General features: G+C 38.0%; 20 protein-coding genes. 15 read left to right on the top strand and 5 right to left on the bottom strand.

Going from position 1 to position 17,909, the window contains the following annotated elements; translation table 11 throughout:
• Positions 1–259: 259 nt before the first annotated feature.
• Positions 260–1,468 (top strand): sensor histidine kinase, encoded by a 1,209-nt coding sequence (locus BUA60_RS12975; RefSeq protein ID WP_072862311.1) that lies wholly within the window; start codon positions 260–262, stop codon positions 1,466–1,468.
• A gap of 276 nt (positions 1,469–1,744) precedes the next feature.
• On the opposite strand, the gene BUA60_RS12970 is transcribed toward BUA60_RS12975, so the two are convergent.
• Positions 1,745–1,984: a hypothetical protein gene (locus BUA60_RS12970; RefSeq protein WP_072862309.1), complete on the bottom strand. Its 240-nt coding sequence runs from the start codon at positions 1,982–1,984 to the stop codon at positions 1,745–1,747.
• Between the two features lie 325 nt (positions 1,985–2,309).
• Here BUA60_RS12970 and BUA60_RS12965 point away from each other — a divergent pair, with 325 nt between their 5' ends.
• From BUA60_RS12965 to BUA60_RS12945, 5 genes are all read left to right on the top strand, one after another.
• Positions 2,310–2,873, top strand: a complete 564-nt coding sequence (locus tag BUA60_RS12965) for a TetR/AcrR family transcriptional regulator (RefSeq protein ID WP_072862307.1) — start codon at positions 2,310–2,312, stop codon at positions 2,871–2,873.
• Between the two features lie 78 nt (positions 2,874–2,951).
• Positions 2,952–3,515, top strand: a complete 564-nt coding sequence (locus BUA60_RS12960) for a carboxymuconolactone decarboxylase family protein (RefSeq protein ID WP_072862306.1) — start codon at positions 2,952–2,954, stop codon at positions 3,513–3,515.
• A 276-nt stretch (positions 3,516–3,791) separates the two neighbouring features.
• Complete coding sequence (locus tag BUA60_RS12955; protein ID WP_072862304.1) at positions 3,792–4,436, top strand: DsbA family oxidoreductase; 645 nt, start codon at positions 3,792–3,794, stop codon at positions 4,434–4,436.
• A gap of 80 nt (positions 4,437–4,516) precedes the next feature.
• Positions 4,517–5,758: a beta-ketoacyl-ACP synthase II gene (gene fabF / locus BUA60_RS12950; protein WP_072862302.1), complete on the top strand. Its 1,242-nt coding sequence runs from the start codon at positions 4,517–4,519 to the stop codon at positions 5,756–5,758.
• Positions 5,759–5,908: 150 nt separating this feature from the next.
• Positions 5,909–6,148, top strand: a complete 240-nt coding sequence (locus BUA60_RS12945) for a DUF1059 domain-containing protein (protein ID WP_072862301.1) — start codon at positions 5,909–5,911, stop codon at positions 6,146–6,148.
• 214 nt (positions 6,149–6,362) lie between these two features.
• Here BUA60_RS12945 and BUA60_RS12940 read toward each other — a convergent pair whose 3' ends face one another.
• Positions 6,363–6,602 (bottom strand): hypothetical protein, encoded by a 240-nt coding sequence (locus BUA60_RS12940; protein ID WP_072862299.1) that lies wholly within the window; start codon positions 6,600–6,602, stop codon positions 6,363–6,365.
• A 323-nt stretch (positions 6,603–6,925) separates the two neighbouring features.
• Between BUA60_RS12940 and BUA60_RS12935 the strand changes: the two genes are divergently transcribed.
• From BUA60_RS12935 to arsB, 5 genes are all read left to right on the top strand, one after another.
• The gene (locus tag BUA60_RS12935; protein ID WP_072862297.1) at positions 6,926–7,573 is read left to right on the top strand and encodes a class I SAM-dependent methyltransferase; all 648 of its coding nucleotides are present in this window, start codon (positions 6,926–6,928) and stop codon (positions 7,571–7,573) included.
• A 74-nt stretch (positions 7,574–7,647) separates the two neighbouring features.
• Entirely contained in the window at positions 7,648–7,980 is a 333-nt protein-coding gene (locus BUA60_RS12930) for an ArsR/SmtB family transcription factor (RefSeq protein ID WP_072862720.1), read from the top strand.
• A 47-nt stretch (positions 7,981–8,027) separates the two neighbouring features.
• Positions 8,028–8,501 (top strand): DUF6428 family protein, encoded by a 474-nt coding sequence (locus BUA60_RS12925; protein ID WP_072862295.1) that lies wholly within the window; start codon positions 8,028–8,030, stop codon positions 8,499–8,501.
• Between the two features lie 30 nt (positions 8,502–8,531).
• Entirely contained in the window at positions 8,532–9,164 is a 633-nt protein-coding gene (locus BUA60_RS12920) for an arsenate-mycothiol transferase ArsC (protein WP_072862294.1), read from the top strand.
• Positions 9,165–9,167: 3 nt separating this feature from the next.
• A complete protein-coding gene (gene arsB / locus BUA60_RS12915) occupies positions 9,168–10,217 on the top strand; it encodes an ACR3 family arsenite efflux transporter (protein WP_072862292.1) in 1,050 nt (349 codons plus the stop codon).
• A 58-nt stretch (positions 10,218–10,275) separates the two neighbouring features.
• Here arsB and BUA60_RS12910 read toward each other — a convergent pair whose 3' ends face one another.
• Entirely contained in the window at positions 10,276–10,515 is a 240-nt protein-coding gene (locus BUA60_RS12910; RefSeq protein ID WP_072862291.1) for a hypothetical protein, read from the bottom strand.
• A gap of 311 nt (positions 10,516–10,826) precedes the next feature.
• Here BUA60_RS12910 and BUA60_RS12905 point away from each other — a divergent pair, with 311 nt between their 5' ends.
• Positions 10,827–11,579, top strand: a complete 753-nt coding sequence (locus BUA60_RS12905; RefSeq protein ID WP_072862289.1) for a class I SAM-dependent methyltransferase — start codon at positions 10,827–10,829, stop codon at positions 11,577–11,579.
• A 68-nt stretch (positions 11,580–11,647) separates the two neighbouring features.
• Here BUA60_RS12905 and BUA60_RS12900 read toward each other — a convergent pair whose 3' ends face one another.
• Positions 11,648–12,856, bottom strand: a complete 1,209-nt coding sequence (locus BUA60_RS12900; RefSeq protein ID WP_072862288.1) for a multidrug effflux MFS transporter — start codon at positions 12,854–12,856, stop codon at positions 11,648–11,650.
• 218 nt (positions 12,857–13,074) lie between these two features.
• On the opposite strand from BUA60_RS12900, the gene BUA60_RS12895 reads away from it, so the two are divergent.
• The gene (locus BUA60_RS12895) at positions 13,075–13,683 is read left to right on the top strand and encodes a hypothetical protein (protein ID WP_072862286.1); all 609 of its coding nucleotides are present in this window, start codon (positions 13,075–13,077) and stop codon (positions 13,681–13,683) included.
• A gap of 42 nt (positions 13,684–13,725) precedes the next feature.
• Here the strand turns inward: BUA60_RS12895 and BUA60_RS12890 are convergent, their stop codons facing one another.
• Positions 13,726–14,970, bottom strand: a complete 1,245-nt coding sequence (locus BUA60_RS12890; protein ID WP_072862285.1) for an NAD(P)/FAD-dependent oxidoreductase — start codon at positions 14,968–14,970, stop codon at positions 13,726–13,728.
• 105 nt (positions 14,971–15,075) lie between these two features.
• On the opposite strand from BUA60_RS12890, the gene BUA60_RS12885 reads away from it, so the two are divergent.
• The gene (locus BUA60_RS12885) at positions 15,076–16,632 is read left to right on the top strand and encodes a flexirubin biosynthesis tyrosine ammonia-lyase FlxA (RefSeq protein ID WP_072862283.1); all 1,557 of its coding nucleotides are present in this window, start codon (positions 15,076–15,078) and stop codon (positions 16,630–16,632) included.
• A 133-nt stretch (positions 16,633–16,765) separates the two neighbouring features.
• Positions 16,766–17,902: a WG repeat-containing protein gene (locus BUA60_RS12880; RefSeq protein ID WP_072862281.1), complete on the top strand. Its 1,137-nt coding sequence runs from the start codon at positions 16,766–16,768 to the stop codon at positions 17,900–17,902.
• The last annotated feature ends 7 nt before the right edge of the window (positions 17,903–17,909 follow it).

The raw sequence follows: 17,909 nt of genomic DNA, 5'->3' as shown, positions 1-17,909 counted from the left end.
ACGCTCCTAAAAGGCGTCGCTTTTTTATTGTCCAAATTTTAATATATTTATAATAAGTCTAAGGTTTTTCTGACGGAAAAATAGAATTAAAATCGAATAAAAAAGGTGAATAATTGGGGCCAAAAATCAATAGATCCAAAATCCATCCTACGAGGTATAGGGGATTTCCATAAAAATATTGTTTTAACCTTAAAATTCATCGTGCTTTAATTCAAACGATTATCTTTACCCTCATAATACAACCATTAACCATTTTTTAATGCAAATACCCACTCAGGATCAGTACCGACTTAAGGACAAAGTCCGTTTAACGTTAAGGGTTAACTATATTTCCTCTGTCCTGTCCATTATATTTGGTATTGTATGTATATTTTTCCTCAATATCACTCAAATAATCCCTGATATTTTTATTGTTTTCGGTGTTCTTAATTTGGCCAACACCCTTGCATTTCACAAACATAAATTGCTTGGATTAACTTACAATATTACTTCAATAATGGCATTGGCATCCTCTGTCATTATTACTATTTACAGTGGAGGCATTAACAGTCCCTTTATTTTTGTACTGGCTTTGGTGGTTTTTGCGGGTTATATTAGCACCAAGGAATACGGCCGTATTTATTTAAATCTAAATCTATTGATCATTATTCTGATCTACTCCCAGAGTATTGCGGAATTTAATTTTACGGAAAATGTGGTCCCCGCCGAAAGTAAGAATATTTTTGCCCTTTTTAGTATTCTGTTCTCCGTTTACCTCTTGGGAGGTGTCATAGGAAAAAACCTTCTAAAGGCACACAACGAATTACATAAAATCCGAAACGAAAACGAGGCCCGAATCAGGGAGAAAGACACGCTTTTAAAGGAAATTCACCATAGGGTAAAGAACAACCTTCAAACCGTATCCAGTTTACTTAGCCTTCAATCCAGAAGCATTGAAGAACCAAGAATAAAAACTTTGATAAAGAGCAGTCAGAATAGGGTAATTTCAATGGCCATGGTACATGAGATGCTGTATATGCGCCATGATCTTTCCAAAATTGAATACAAGTCCTATGTAGAGGAATTAAGTGATTATCTTATACGATCCTTTAAAGGCACTGAAAACAACATCACCCTTAACATCAAAATCCCGGATATTAAACTGGGTATAGATACTGCCATTCCGTTAGGACTATTGATCAACGAAGTAATTACCAATGCCCTTAAATACGGTATTAAGGATAACGATCCAGGGGAAATACATATAGAACTGGTAAAATCCAATGGAAAGGACTATATACTTTATATTGGTGATGATGGCGAAGGCTTTCCTGAGGGGATCAGCCATAAGAATACAAAATCGCTGGGGCTAAAACTTATCCATAACCTGTCCCGTCAATTAAAGGGATCCATAAACAGGGATTCCTCGAAGAAAGGCACAAACTACATTGTTAAATTTTCAGACATACAACATCCTTTTAAGACCTAACCCATAGGTAATGTCTACACATGTTAATATATATTTCCTTATTTTTTTAAAATAACCTGAGGTTGTATCTCAAAGAGCCTGAAAATTGGATAACGAATAATGGCTTATTCCTTGTCCTGTTTTACCGACACTTTTAAAGGTCTTAGGATACCCTTGGTTTTGGGAAAAATAATAATGTGACTAAGGCCTAGGGATATGAGGATTAAAAGCGCAAATAATATCATAATGGTCTATTTTGGGACTGTCCGTTTAAGGGCAGTAGGTTAGTGTATCGTGTTAGGCCAATTTGGCTTTGTTTAATTTAGTTGAAAAAGACAATGCTTTGGTTATTTTAGAATTTTTGAACATGTACAAACGCGCTACGGAATTTTCATTTTTAACGGCAACTTCCTGTTTTGCAGTAGCAGTTACTATAGACATGGCAACAGTTTCAATCTTTACTTCGGCAGCACCGTTATTAGCTTGTGCAGCTACTCCGATAAAAAGAATAAAGATTAAAGTTAAAATGGTTTTCATGACTTGCGTTTTGTTATATATATAACTCGCGCAAGCGTACTTTTCCAGGTTCCAATTCGCCGAAAAGCACTGTTACTCGTTAAGGGGGAAAATCACGGATAAAGTGCAAAATATTGCCGATAAACGTCAGAAGGCCCAATTTCACTTTAGCGATAAAAGAAGTATTTGACCGAAGTTCGGCAGCTGCAATTGGAGACATATGTCCTTTTGAGACCTAAGATCATTGTTTTCTGCACAACAGTTATTTATCCGGGGAATATCAAACAAAATGTTAATTGTTTTTTTATTTCAAAGCAACTGCTTAGTTTTGTACCGTATTTATAAAATGGCAAGGAGCAAACAATATAACGAAGAGGAAGTAATAGAAAAAGCTATGGGCTTGTTCTGGCGCAATGGGTATGAGAATACCTCCGTTCGCATGTTGGAAAAGGAAATGGGAATAAACCAATTCTCCATTTATTCAAGTTTCGGAAGTAAGAACGGGGTTTTTTTGGAATGCATTAAGTCATACAAAAAGAAGATGCACCGTATTACGGAAATTTTGGAGAAATCGAACAACGGGGTAATCGGTATTAAACAATACTTCTACGATTTCTTGGAATTCTCCAAGGATGACAATGGCAAAAAGGGGTGTTTGGTTACCAATACCGTAAATGAATTAGGAGCCCATGGGGATCCAATTATAATGACAGAATTGAAGAACTTTTTTAATGAAATTAAAGCCCTGTTTGCAAACAACTTAAGACAAGACAAAAATAAAGACCTAGCAACCGTTGAAAAACAGGCAAATTACTTGGGAGCCTCCATGTTGGGACTTTCCTTGGCCTCTAAAATATTAAGTAGAAAACAATTGGAAGATTATATAGAAACAGCATTTACGAACCTTTGACATTTTTTTTACCCCATTACTAAGCGATTGCTTAGTTATAAACCTAAATAGAATAAACAATAAATTAAAAATTGAATTATGACTACATTAAAAGTACACGACATTGAATCCGCACCTGAAGAAAGTAAACCCTTTTTGCAAAAATCGGTTAAGGCTTTTGGTATGATACCCGGTTTACATGGGGTATTGGCCAGTGCTCCCGGCATCCTAGAGGCATATCAGACACTGCATCAATTATTTGTTGATTCTTCCTTTAACAACGAAGAATTAACCGTAGTGTGGCAGACCATTAACGTAGAACACGAATGTCACTACTGTATACCGGCACATACCGGTATTGCCCATATGATGAAAGTAGATCCGGCATTAAGTGAAGCCTTAAGAAATAGGACCAGCATGCCCACGGAAAAACTACAGGTGTTGTATGAGACCACTTTATCCATTGTTCGGAACCGTGGAAATATTTCGGAAGACGAATTGAACAGATTCTATGCCGTTGGTTACGGGGAAAGACAAATTTTGGAAATCATCCTTGGTCTTTCACAAAAGGTAATAAGCAACTATACCAACCATATTGCCAAGACTCCCGTTGATGACGCATTTAAAAAGTTTGCTTGGAAACCCGAAACTATAACCAATTAAACACAAGAATGGGCTAATAATGGAATAGGACGCCAAAGGTTTACATATCCTAGGCGTCCACCAAGTTCCCATTGCACCAATATAGGAACAGCTTGTATGCAACCAGCTTCATATTCATTAACTTTGAACTTTTGAATTCTTGCAATCTTTGGAACATTCGTTTGGTTTAAATACCGAAGCAATTTTGGCAGACCTTCCTAATTTGACCAATGCGCAACCACAATTTCCAATTAGTGAAGTTATATAAGCCTAAACATATACTAAATACACTTTGTAATGGCAGATAAAATTAAAATAGATATTGTATCCGATGTAGTGTGCCCTTGGTGCACCATTGGTTACAAACGCTTGGATAAAGCTATCTCAGAAATGGGTATTCAGGACCAAGTAGAAATAGAGTGGCAACCTTTTGAACTAAATCCACATATGCCCAAAGAAGGGCAGAACGTACAGGAACATATTACCGAAAAATATGGTTCAAGTTTGGAAGAACAAAAACGTTCACAGGAATATATGGCCGAGGCGGGAGCAGAACTGGGATTTACCTTCGATTATTTTGATGAAATGAGAATGGCAAATACTTTTGAAGCACATATATTATTGGAGTATGCCAAGGCATTTGGAAAGCAGACCGAATTAAAGATGCGCTTAACCACTGCCTTTTTTAGCGAAAGAAAAGATGTCTCGGACAGAGCTATTTTAAAGCAGGCCCTGTTGGATGTTGGCTTAAACGCTGAAGAAGCCTTAGCTAATTTAGATAATGATGAATCCCGATATGAAATAAGAAGTAAAGAGGATTATTGGAAAAACCTAGGAGTCAATTCTGTGCCAACCATAGTATTTATCAGAAAAAGTGCCGTTACAGGTGCACAACCTGTGGATGTATTTAAACGGATACTTACCGAAGTTTTGGAACAATAAGAACAGGGGGGTGACTATATAATTAGGCACTCAATTACCTATTCACCGGCATTGCATTACCAGTAAAAAAAAATGAATTTATGAAGAGAGTAGTGATAACAGGGTTGGGAGCCTTGACTCCCATTGGAAATACTGTAAACGAATTTTGGGATAGTGCCATAAAAGGCCAAACTGGGGCATCAAAAATCACAAAATTTGACCCATCCCTATTTAAAACCACCTTCGCCAGTGAGGTAAAAAATTTCAATCCAGAAAATTACCTGGATCGCAATGAAATAAAAAGGAGTGATTCCTTTACACAATATGCACTTTACTCGGTCACCGAAGCCTTTGCCGATAGTGAATTAAACATGGAATCCCTATCCCCTTTTGATATAGGCGTCATCTGGGGTTCGGGCCAGGGAGGTATGCAAACCTTTGAAGACGAGGTAAAGAATTATACCACAGGGGGAATGAACCCGCGCTTCAACCCGTTTTTTATTCCAAAGATGTTGGTGAATATGGCTTCGGGAATGATCGCTATGAAATTTGGATTAATGGGTATAAACTACACAGCAGTGTCGGCATGCGCCTCTTCCAACTCCGCTATAATGGACGCTTTCAATTATATAAGGCTAAACAAGGCCAAAGTTATGGTTACCGGAGGATCTGAAGCTCCCATTACGGAAGCTTCCATTGGTGGATTTGGCTCCATGAAAGCCTTATCCAACCGCAACGATAATCCACAACACGCCTCCAGGCCATTCGATGTTGACAGGGACGGATTTGTTATGGGTGAAGGTGCCGGGGCACTAATATTGGAAGAATACGAACACGCCAAAAAACGTGGAGCAAAGATTTATGCCGAGATAGTGGGTGCCGCTATGACCGATGATGCCTACCATATTTCCGCCACCCATCCGGAAGGTATAGGCGCTATAAAAGCAATGCAGTTGGCCATGAAAGAAGCAAAACTAAATCCTGGGCAAATCAACTACTTAAATGCCCATGCCACTTCCACACCCGTTGGGGATATCAGCGAGATGAAGGCCGTGGCAAAAACCTTCAACAATGAATTTAAACACCTAAAAATTAGCGCCACCAAATCCATGACAGGGCATTTAATGGGAGCCGCAGGTGCCGTTGAGGCAATTTTAGCTATTAAGTCCATTCAAAATAACATTATCCCCCCAACCATCAACACGGTCAATATTGACCCCCAGATTCCCAAATCACTACCCATTGTAACGGGAGATGCTTTGGATGGCGAAATCAATATAGCCATGAGCAACACCTTTGGATTTGGTGGACATAATGGAACCGTAATTTTCAGAAGACTATAAAACCTAAATAATCAGCAACAGACCATAACAACAAGGTCCTGTTTTCCAAAGTAAATCACAGCTATTTAGTTAACTTGTAACCTCAATTAAAATTTAAGCTAAATCTAAAGGCTTTAAAGAGTAAGTGTGCCATATGAAAAACAGATAGAAATGAAAACAATGACATGTAAGCAATTGGGAGGTGCCTGTGACATGCAATTTCATGCCAATACCTTCGAGGAATTGGCAGAACAAAGTAAAAAGCACGGTATGGCAATGTTCCAGGCCGGAAACGCAGATCATATCGAGGCAATGAAAAAAATGCAGGAACTTATGAAATCTCCGGACGCTTTGTCCAAATGGTATGAAAATAAAAGAAAGGAATTTGAAGCCCTACCAACAAATAAATAAATGTGCTAGAAAACCCTTAAATGCACCCTTAGTTATAACCTGAATTATTACTCCTTTTCCACCCTACTCTTTAAGGGTTTAATATTGCCCTCTGTTTTAGGAAAAACAACCAAATAATTAAGACAGATACAGAAGAAGGCAAGAAGGGTTATTATAATCATAATATTTCTTTGTTTGAAAGTGGAATGGATACTTTATTAATTTGATCCTAGTTCTAAGCTAGTTTAGCCTTGTTCAACTTGGTAGAGAAAGACAATTCTTTAGTTATTTTAGAATTTTTGAACATGTACAAACGCGCTACAGAATTTTCATTTTTAACGGCAATTTCCTGTTTTGCAGTAGCAGTTACTATAGACATGGTAACAGTTTCAACCTTTACTTCAGCAGCACCGTTTTGAGCGTGTGCAGCTACTCCGATAAAAAGAACAAAGATTAAAGTTAAAATGGTTTTCATGATTTGCGTTTTGTTATATATATAACTCGCGCAAGCATACTTTTCCAGGTTCCAATTCGCTGAAAAGCACTGTTACTCGTTTAGAGGGAAAATCACGGATAAAGTGCAAAATATTACCGATAAACGTCAGAAGGCCTAATTTCACTTTAGCGATAAACATTTGCATTTCATCGATAAGCATAAGGGCTTACTTACAAAATATTCTCCTCCGTTTTGTAGTTTCGAACACTTGAAATATAAAAATGATAAAATGCGTTAGTCCCGGGTTGAAGATTATTCACGATATTTATGTCTATTACTAGTATTCAAAATGAAATACCCCATTGGACCGCTATAAGGAAACATCCGAGACCTGGAACAAAATAGCTTCCCTGTACCAAGACAAGTTTATGGACCTGGACTTGTACAATAAAACCTATGATCTCATTTGTAGTTCGATATCAGCAAAAAATGCACGAATCCTGGAAATAGGCTGTGGTCCTGGTAACATCACAAGATATCTTTTATCCAAAAGACCCGACTTCAGAATACTAGGGATAGATGTTGCCCCAAATATGATAAAACTAGCCGAAAAGAACAATCCAACCGCTACATTCAAGGTTCTGGATTGCCGACAGTTAGGCGGTCTAAACACTCTATATGACGGAATAGTTTGTGGTTTTTGCCTGCCCTTTCTTTCACCAACAGATTGTATTAAATTAATTGCCGATTGCAAAAGATTATTAATTAATAACGGGTTGCTCTATTTAAGTTTTGTGGAAGGTGACCCAAATAAATCGAACTTCAAAGTAGATAGCAATGGAGATAGAGTCTATTTCCATTTCCATGAATTGGAAATACTGAAAACACTTCTAGCTTCAAAATCATTTGGAGAACCTGAGGTCTACCATATAGATTATGAGAGAAAAAAAGCTTTGTTGGAAATACACACGGTCCTGATAAGCAGAAAAAATCCACATGAAAAGGAATAATTGTAAAAAAAACAAAAAATATTGGTCACAATAAATATTAATCGTAATATTGCGATATACAAATGAAACAAAAAATGGGTTTAGCCAAAACAGAAATTTTTTCGGACCAACAAAATGAAATTGCCAGTTTTGCAAAGGTGTTTGGACATCCGGCCCGGGTGGCCATCCTGCAGCATCTTTTTAAACTGAACACCTGTGTTTGTGGTGATCTGGTAAGTGAAATTGGATTGGCACAGCCTACCATATCACAGCACCTAAAAGAATTGAAACTCCTAGGACTTATTAAAGGTAGTGTGGAGGGCACCAGTGTATGTTATTGTATCAATACTGAAAAATGGCATGAAATGAAGGAAATCCTAAACCAATTTCTAAATCAGGACATCTCCAAACAAGGGGATTGCTGCTAAAAATTTTTAATTCAATAATCGTATAATCGCAATAAACAAATAATAAAATGAAACTATCAGAAGTAAAAACAATTTTAGGAAAATTGGATACTATTGCATTCCAATTGCCAAATGGCAAACTAGTACCCAGTCATTTTCACGTTACCGAAGTAGGTAAAATCACCAAGAACTTCATAGACTGTGGCGGAACGGTCCGTAAAGAGGAAGTTGTAAATTTTCAGCTATGGGATTCCAATGACTATGACCACCGTCTCCATCCTGAAAAATTGGTCCACATCATTGAACTATCGGAAAAGGTATTGGAAATTGGGGATTTGGAAATTGAGGTAGAATACCAAGGAGATACCATACAAAAATTTGGATTGGAATTTGACGGTACCAACTTTCTTCTGGCCACCAAGCATACAGACTGTTTAGCGAAGGACAACTGCGGGATTCCGACAGAAAAACCGAGAATAAAATTATCCCAATTACAAGAGACTTCTGCAAATTGCTGCACTCCCAACTCCGGATGCTGTTAAACCCTTTAACCACACTATAAACCTTATTCAATGATGCCCGTAAAAACGAAGATCTTTGACCAAATAGATCAAGCCATCTCTACACTTAGTACAGATAATATTAGCGAGGAGCGAAAAGAAATTTTACAGCCCCTTGCTGACTATATACAGTCTAAAACAGATGCCCAAGAACCCATTAGAATTAATTTTATTTGCACCCACAATTCCAGAAGGAGTCACTTGTCCCAAGTCTGGGCACAAACAATGGCGTTCTATTTTAACATAAAGAATGTACAGTGCTATTCGGGCGGAACAGAATCTACTGCCTTATTTCCAATGGTGGCAGAAACCCTAAAAAATACCGGATTCCAAATAGAAACTATTTCGGAGGGGAAAAATCCAATTTACAGCATCAAATATGCCGATAACGAACCTGCAGTAATAGGTTTTTCCAAGAAATTGGATGATGCCTTTAATCCCAAATCGGAATTTGCCGCAGTCATGACCTGTTCACAGGCCGATGGGGGCTGTCCGTTTATCGCTGGCGCCGAAAAGCGCATCCCTATAACCTTTGAGGATCCAAAAGCGTTTGACAACACCCCGCAGCAGGCTGAAAAGTATCAGGAAAGAAGCTTTCAAATTGCAACCGAATTAATGTACATATTTGCCCAAATAAAATCATAATTAATGGCCTCGAACAAAAAATTAAGCTTTCTGGACAGCTATCTTACCTTATGGATTTTTTTGGCAATGGCTTTGGGCGTAGGCATAGGCTATTTTATACCCACTTTTCCCAAAATCATCGATAGTTTTAGTAGTGGAGCAACGAATATTCCCATTGCTATTGGACTTATCCTAATGATGTATCCACCATTGGCAAAAGTAGATTACTCCCTATTGCCCAAGGTTTTTAAAAACACCAAAATTTTATCTATTTCCTTGATCCTGAATTGGATTGTTGGACCTATTTTGATGTTTGCACTCGCGATTACCTTTTTAAGGGATTACCCGGAATATATGGTTGGGTTGATCCTTATTGGATTGGCACGTTGCATAGCCATGGTACTGGTATGGAACGATCTGGCGGAAGGAAGTAGCGAATACGGTGCCGGACTGGTAGCCCTTAATAGCATATTTCAGGTATTTGCCTATAGTTTTTATGCCTGGATCTTTATAACCGTACTACCTCCCTACTTCGGATTTGAAGGGGCAATAGTAGACATTTCTATTGCTACCATAGCCGAAAGCGTAGCTATTTATTTGGGAATACCGTTTGCAATGGGTTTTTTAAGTAGATTGATCCTGGTTAAGCTGAAAGGTGAGGAATGGTACTCCAACACATTTATTCCTACCATATCCCCCATGACCTTGATTGCCCTATTGTTTACCATAGTGGTCATGTTTTCCTTAAAAGGCGAAATGATTGTTGAGATCCCCATGGATGTTCTTATCATAGCGGTTCCTTTACTCATCTATTTTACGCTGATGTTTATCATTGGATTTTTCTTCACCAAAGCCATGGGTGCGGAATACGACAAAACAGCTGCTGTGGCCTTCACGGCGGCAGGGAACAATTTTGAATTGGCCATAGCCGTAGCCATAGCCGTATTTGGATTAAATTCGGGACAGGCATTCGCTGGGGTCATTGGCCCCTTGGTGGAAGTTCCCGCATTAATTTTATTGGTCCGTGTGGCCTTTGGGTTACGGAAAAGGTATTATCCCAAAGTTACCACATAGGACTTAGAAATTTTGGGGTTATTAAGAAGTGCGTATGCCGTAAAAAATAAAATAGGTCTTAAGCCAATTTAGCTTTGTTCAATTTGGTAGAGAAAGACAATTCTTTGGTTACCTTGGAATTTTTGAACATATACAAACGGGCAACAGCGTTTACATTTTTTACGGCTACTTCTTGTTTGGCAGTAGTAGCAACGATACTCCTGGCAACAGTTTCAACTTTAACTTCAGCAGCACCGTTCTGAGCCTGTGCGGCCATTCCGATAAAAAGAACAAAGATTAAAGTTAGTATGGTTTTCATGACTTGCGTTTTGTTATATATATAACTTGGGCAAGTGTATTTTTCTAGGTTCTGTTTCGATAAAAAGCACTGTTTCTCGTTGAGAGGAAAATTTCCGGATTAAGTGCAAAAAAATACCGATGAACGTATGCAGACCCAAAATCGTTTTAACGATAAAATTTTGCGTTTCATCGATGAGCGTAGGTATTTACTTACAGTTTGAGACCCTACGATTTTAAGATTATGTGATTAAAAAGTCCGAAATTGTGGAATTACTTCAATTTAATATTGAATGAATTCCTATAATATTCCTTGCTTCTTACTTTTGTAATATGAAAAAAGCCTTGGACCGTTTTTCCCAACAATCAAAAACCTATAAAACTTATCGACCTACCTATCCGGAGGAATTGTTTAAGTATATATACTCCTTTTGTAAGGCTAGGAATACCTGTTGGGACTGTGGCACAGGTAATGGTCAGGTGGCCGCCATCTTATCCCGTTCCTTCGATCGGGTTTTTGCCACCGATATAAGCCAAGAACAAATTCATAATGCAATTCCCAAACCAAACATATACTATAGCGTTCAAAGAGCCGAAAAGACAACTTTCCCGAAACATTACTTTGATTTAATTACAGCTGCCCAAGCCGTACATTGGTTTGACCTACCAAGCTTCAATATGGAAGTAAATAGACTCCTAAAGCCCAATGGTGTTGTAGCTATTTGGGGCTATGGACTTCTAAAAGTAAATCCCGAAATAGACCTTATTATAAATCATTTTTATCAAGATATCATAGGGAAATATTGGGATAAGGAAAGGCGGCACACAGATCAAAGCTACAGCTCCATTCCATTTAATTTTAATGAAGTGGAAATAAAGAAGACCTTTAAAATTGAAACCCAATGGACAATCGACCAAATAGAGGGTTATTTTAATTCCTGGTCCAGCGTACAAAATTATATAGCAAAGAACAAGGGCAACAATCCAGTGGAAAAACTAATATCGACTATAGCTCCCAAATGGAATGCCGGACCTCAACATATAACCTTCCCTATCTTTCTACGCATAGGCACCCCATTTAGGTAAGCAGAATAAATTTTGCTATTAAATAGTTGTCCATTTTACCAACAGTACTCGGTTTATCCCTTTAAATGCTAGGCAGCAGCCAATATGGAACGCCTCCTCATCATCATAAAAATCCCCAAGGAAATGGACCCGCATACCAAAAATCCAACAAATAGAGGAAGAATGGTATCCTGTATATAACTACCAACATAGGTTGCTATGGGAATGGCGATCATAGTAGATATAAATCCAGTGATGGCAGCCCCTATCCCGGCTATATGGCCAATGGGCTCCATAGCTATGGCCCTAAGGTTACCGAACAAAAAGCCCAGGGTAAAAAATTGCATGGCCAAGAAGGTGATCAATATCCATAAACTTGGATTCTGGGAATTCCAGAACAAGCCCACATAAACTATGGAAACAGTACAAAATAGGGTCAAGGCAATCAATGCCAATCTTCTCATCCCCAATTGCACCACCATGGTACCGTTCAAAAGAGTAGATAAGCCAACGGATATTGCCAAACCGGCAAAAACAAAGGGGAAATTATCGGCCAAGCCGTACTGCACCTCAAAAACCTCCTGAGCAGAACTCAAATAAACCATAAAGGCTCCAGTGATAAGCCCAGAAACAATAGTAAAAGCCATTGTTTCCCTATGTCGTAGCAATTCCTTAAAACCGTCCACGAACACATGACTGGAAAATTCAATCTTATATTCTGGCTTTAAGGTTTCCGGTTGTCTTCTCCAAAACCAAACACCCACCCCTAAAGTGGCCACCAATTGCATATAAAAAATAGATTCCCAACCATAATGATCCAAGAAGAACTTTCCCATGGCCGGGGCAACTATAGGTACCAAAATAAAAAAAGCCGTAACGAAAGACATTATCTTGGCCATATAATCGCCCTTATAGGAATCCCGAATCATGGATATGCTTATTGTTCTTGGAGCAGAAAGCCCTATACCCTGTAGAATTCTACCTACTATCATCCACTCTAAATTGGGAGCCAAAACACAGATAACACTGGCTACACAAAATAAAGCAAAACCAATATACACTATAGGCTTCCTTCCAAAACTATCCGATAATGGTCCAAAAATCAATTGTCCCACTCCCAATCCCAAAAAAATCATTGTTATAAACTTTTGATTTTCAGTAGGATCCAGGCTATTGATATCTATCCCTATGGTAGACATTGCAGGTAAGAGGGCATCAATGGCCAGTGCTACAATAGACATTAAGGAAGCCATTATGGCAACAAATTCGAATTGTGGTCGCTGCTGACTTTTTTGCATCCGGCAAAATTAAACATATGGAATAAGATTCACCCATATATTACCAGAAATAACAAAACCCTAACATTTAAAAAAAATCCACAAAGCTCTGACTTTTCAGTGATTACAAAATTTATTTCCAAATTTCAAGAACTGAATTGACGAAATATTAATTTAGGAAAAGCCTCACTAAAATATAATTCCCATACATTTGAAGGTATAAACACTAATTATTTATTATGAAAATCAATTTTATCGTTGCTCTAGTATTTTTATCAACCCTATTTAGTTATGGCCAAAAGCTAAAAGTAAAACAGGGAGACTTTAATTTTATCAAGGGTCAGAAGGAAATAAACGTAGAATTTGTCTACGACAATATGAAACTATTGAAAAAGAATCTCACAAATGACGAATACGTAAAAGAGCATTCCGCAGAATTGGAAGAAAAAACACGGGGAAAAGGTACATCTTGGGAAAAAAGCTGGTACGCAAGTAGGGAATTGATCTATGCACCAAAATTTTTGGAATTAATGAATAGATATCTTTATGAGGAACACAATGTTTTCTTTAGTGAAAATTTAGCTGAGGCCAAATACACCCTTATTGTGGAGACGGTATGGGTTTATCCCGGCTGGGATGCTGGTGTCATGAAGCAACCTGCAAAAGTTAGCACCTTATTAAAATTTGTTGAAACCAATAATAGAAATAACATACTGTTGGAAGTTTCTAGTGAAAATGCTCCTGGAGACCAATGGGGAAGCTCGTTTAGCAATGAAGACAGATTAGGGGAAGGATATGCCAAAACTGGAAAATCCTTTGCCAAGTTAATTCTAAAAAAAGGCTTCTAGACCAAGTTTTTTTGATTGGTTACAAAAAAGTGAATGATGACATCATTCACTTTTTTGCTTTTCAAGATCTATTATATGGGCCACTGTTCTAATAAGTCTATTATGCTTTGTTACAAAGGGGTTGGTCTTATCCCAAACATAGCCCGCCAAAACCGAACAAATTTGTCTTTTTACCTCAGGGTTTTCCGGTTGATGGAAAAACAGGGTCTGTAGATTACCACTGTACCACTCACTGACATAGGAAGAAAACACACTTACTCCCTCCCTAATATATTCCGAGTATTCCTTCTCCCAATCCACTGCCTGACCGTTCAGGACTTTGGTAATAAGTTTGGCCCCCAACAAAGCCGATTCCGTGGCAAAAGTAACCCCCGATGAAAAAACAGGGTCCAAAAATTCAGCGCTATTGCCCGTTAAGACAAATCCTTTTCCATATAGTTGCTTAACCGATTTGGAATAATTCTTTATCAACACTGGTTCAAATAAAAAATCAACCCCTTTAAAGCGTTCATAATAATAATCGGACAGCTTTAATAATTGACTCAATTTTTCGCTGTTGCTACCTTCAAAAGACTCCAAAAATTCTGTAGGGCCTACGTAACCAATACTGGTTCTTCCATTGGAAAATGGAATTACCCATAGCCATACCTCGGTCTCTATAACATCAAAAGTAATCAGGGTCCCTTCCCTACCCTCCGGGCGATTTACGTCCACTACATGTGTAAAAATGGAAGAGTGATTGGGCAATACCGAAGGTTTGTCCAAATCCAGCAATCTGGGCAAAACCCTCCCATAACCACTGGAATCTATAATGTATTTGGCTTTTACCTGGTATGGTATACCATTTTCGTCCTTTATGGTAGTTACCGATTCCCCATTTTCCTCTATAACAACATCTACTACCTCATGTCCAAAGGAGACATCCACACCCTTCTTGGTCAACTCCTCTACCAATACCTGGTCAAAATCCGCTCTTGGAACCTGCCAGGTCCAATCCCAACCCTTGGTGTGTTTCTTACTAAAATCAAACTCGCAGATTTTATCCCCTTTTATAAATCGGGCTCCAAATTTCTTTTCAAAACCAAAGGCATTCAAACCGTCCAACAGACCTACTTCCTCAAAATGATCCATACATCTGGGCAAAAGACTTTCCCCTATAACAAACCTGGGAAAAATACTTTTTTCAACCACTTGAACTTTAATTCCTTGACTTTGCAAATAGGCTGCCGAGACACAACCAGAAGGCCCTGCGCCAATTACCAAGACTTCGACTAAACGTTGATTCATTATTTTTAAAATATTGATTGGTTAAATATCATACATTTGCAATCCAAAATAACTATTTTTATTAATTGTTATTCAATTTACTTTTTAAATATTGAATTTATATACATGTTGACTATTAAAGGAAAGTTGGGAATAGAGGATTTCTATCGTATAATTTTTAAAGAAGAATCAATTCTAATAAATAAAGACGTATTAGCCACCGTCGAAAATAGTTTTAATTTTTTAAGCAAATTCTCCCAAAACAAAATTATTTACGGTGTAAATACAGGTTTTGGCCCAATGGCCCAATACAAAATTAACGACTCCGACCGAATTCAATTACAATATAACCTAATTAGGAGCCACGCTTCCGGAACCGGCAATTTAATCCCAGAACAATATGTTAAGGCCGCCATGTTGGCCAGATTGAACACTTTGAGCCTTGGCCATTCGGGTGTACATATTTCGGTTATAGAATTAATGACTTCTCTTATCAATAAGAACATTACCCCTGTAATTTTTGAGCACGGTGGTGTTGGAGCCAGTGGGGATTTAGTACAACTGGCACATATTGCCCTAGTGCTTATAGGCGAAGGTGAAGTATTTTACAAGGGAGAGAGAAGACCAACGGAAGAAGTTTTTAAAATTGAAAACCTAAAACCGATTACCATTACCCTAAGAGAGGGCTTGGCACTTATAAATGGAACTTCCGTTATGACGGGTATAGGTCTTATCAATACCATAAACACAAGAAAGTTATTGGATTGGATGATATGCTGTTCTTCTGCCATCAATGAAATAGTGCAGGCGTATGATGACCATTTGTCCCTAGAACTAAATCAGTCCAAAAAGCACAAGGGGCAGCAGCAGATTGCCAAATCGATGAGAAATCATTTGAAGGACAGTACACTTACCCGTAAAAGGGAACACCATTTGTACAATGGCAATAATGAAGTTACAATTTTCGAGGAAAAGGTTCAGGAATACTATTCCTTGAGATGCGTACCCCAAATTTTAGGCCCGGTCCTTGATACTTTGAACAACGTGGAAAAAATTCTTATTGAAGAAGTTAATTCGGCCAATGACAACCCTATCGTGGATGTTGAAAAAGAACATGTTTATCATGGCGGAAATTTTCACGGCGATTATGTTTCCCTTGAAATGGACAAGCTCAAATTAATTGTGACCAAAATGAGCATGCTCGCCGAAAGACAATTAAATTACCTCTTAAATCCAAATCTAAATAATATACTTCCCCCATTTGTCAATCTTGGCAAACTTGGTTTAAATTTTGGGATGCAAGGAGTTCAGTTTACTGCCACCTCTACCACTGCAGAGAACCAAATGTTGTCCAATCCCATGTACGTGCACAGTATCCCCAACAACAACGACAATCAGGATATTGTTAGCATGGGAACCAACGCAGCCAATATTACCAAAAAAGTAATCGAAAATACTTTCGAGGTCCTTGCAATAGAAACAATAACTATTGTCCAGGCCATTGAATATTTGAAAGTACAGGATAAAATATCATCAAAAACAAAAAAAATGTACGATGATATTAGAAATTTGGTCCCCCCTATCTCCGACAAAGACGTCCCCATGTATCCTTATGTAAATAAGGTGAAGAACTTTATTCTAAATTTTGAAGAAGAAATTCACGCGTGCAAGGAGCTTAATTAAAAATTTTAGTTAGAAAAGTTATTTGAATAAAATAATCCATAATTTAATAGTGGCTTAGTTTAATCTTAAACCTATACCGAGTCCTTACTTGGTAAGTATTGAATATGAACATTTTAATTTAAAAAAATCTCAGATGAAAACAAAGATTGGATTTTCGGTTGCACTTTTTTTAGTTTTTGGTCATTTTTATTCTCAAGAGTATGCCTTGGTAAGGGAAAATGGCTTATTTGGGTATATTAATACCTCAGGGGAATATGCGATAAAGCCGCAGTTCAAGAAAGCGGACAACTTTACTAACGAACGCGCCGCCGCTTCAATGGGCGACAAATGGGGTTACATAAATACTTCTGGAGAATGGGCAATTCAACCGGAATATGAGCATGTAAAAGAATTTAATTCCGGACTGGCATTGGTAAACAAAGGTGACCAATGGCATTATATCAATGTTTCTGGTGAAACCTTGGAAACACCTGTTTCGGATAAATATTATGATTTTGACAATGGGGTAGCCTTTTTTAAAAGGGGCGAAAAAATTGGTCTTTTAGGAACCGACGGAAAATTAATCGTGGAACCGGATTTTGATGAAATAAAACCCTTTATAGACGGATATGCCAAGGCAAGAAAAGGTGAGCTATGGGGAATGATCAACAAAAAGGGAGAAATCTACATCCCCATTGAAAATCAAGAAATTGGAGATTATAACAGTAAAGGTGTTTGGGTAAAAAAACAGGATACCTTTGGTATTGTTGCCAATGGCAACTTTTACCCGGTAAAGAATGCCGATAAGATTTGGGAATTTACAGACAAATCGGAGTTAACATATGCCCGAAGCAATAAATTGATGGGCTTTATCAATAACAAAGGAGAGTGGATCATACCCCCTACCTATGATAAGGCAAGGGATTTTAGTCAAGGATTGGCCCCGGTATTCATGGATAAAAATTGGGGATATATTAATGAGAAGGGAGAAAAGGTCATAGATTTCAAGTTTAAGGATGCCGAAGTGTTCTCCGCGAACGGTCTTGCCCCCGTAAAAGAAAAAAAATGGGGCTTTATTGATAAGACCGGTAAATGGGCAATACAACCCGAATATGATATCACCGCAGGATTATCGTTTTCTATCTTTCAAAAGAATCTGGAAAAAGGGTTCATCAATGGACTTGCCCGAGTAAAATACAACAAAGAATGGGGATTTCTAAATGCTAAGGGAGAGGTTTTGGGCAATAAATGGTACGAAAATGCGGAGGTATTCGACGACGTAAAGAATTAAATCACAC

This window comes from Arenibacter palladensis (genome assembly GCF_900129275.1).
Classification (GTDB): Bacteria; Bacteroidota; Bacteroidia; order Flavobacteriales; family Flavobacteriaceae; genus Arenibacter; species Arenibacter palladensis.
The sequence above is the reverse complement of the archived record's forward strand: the minus strand, read 5'-3'. Positions and strand labels throughout refer to the sequence as shown.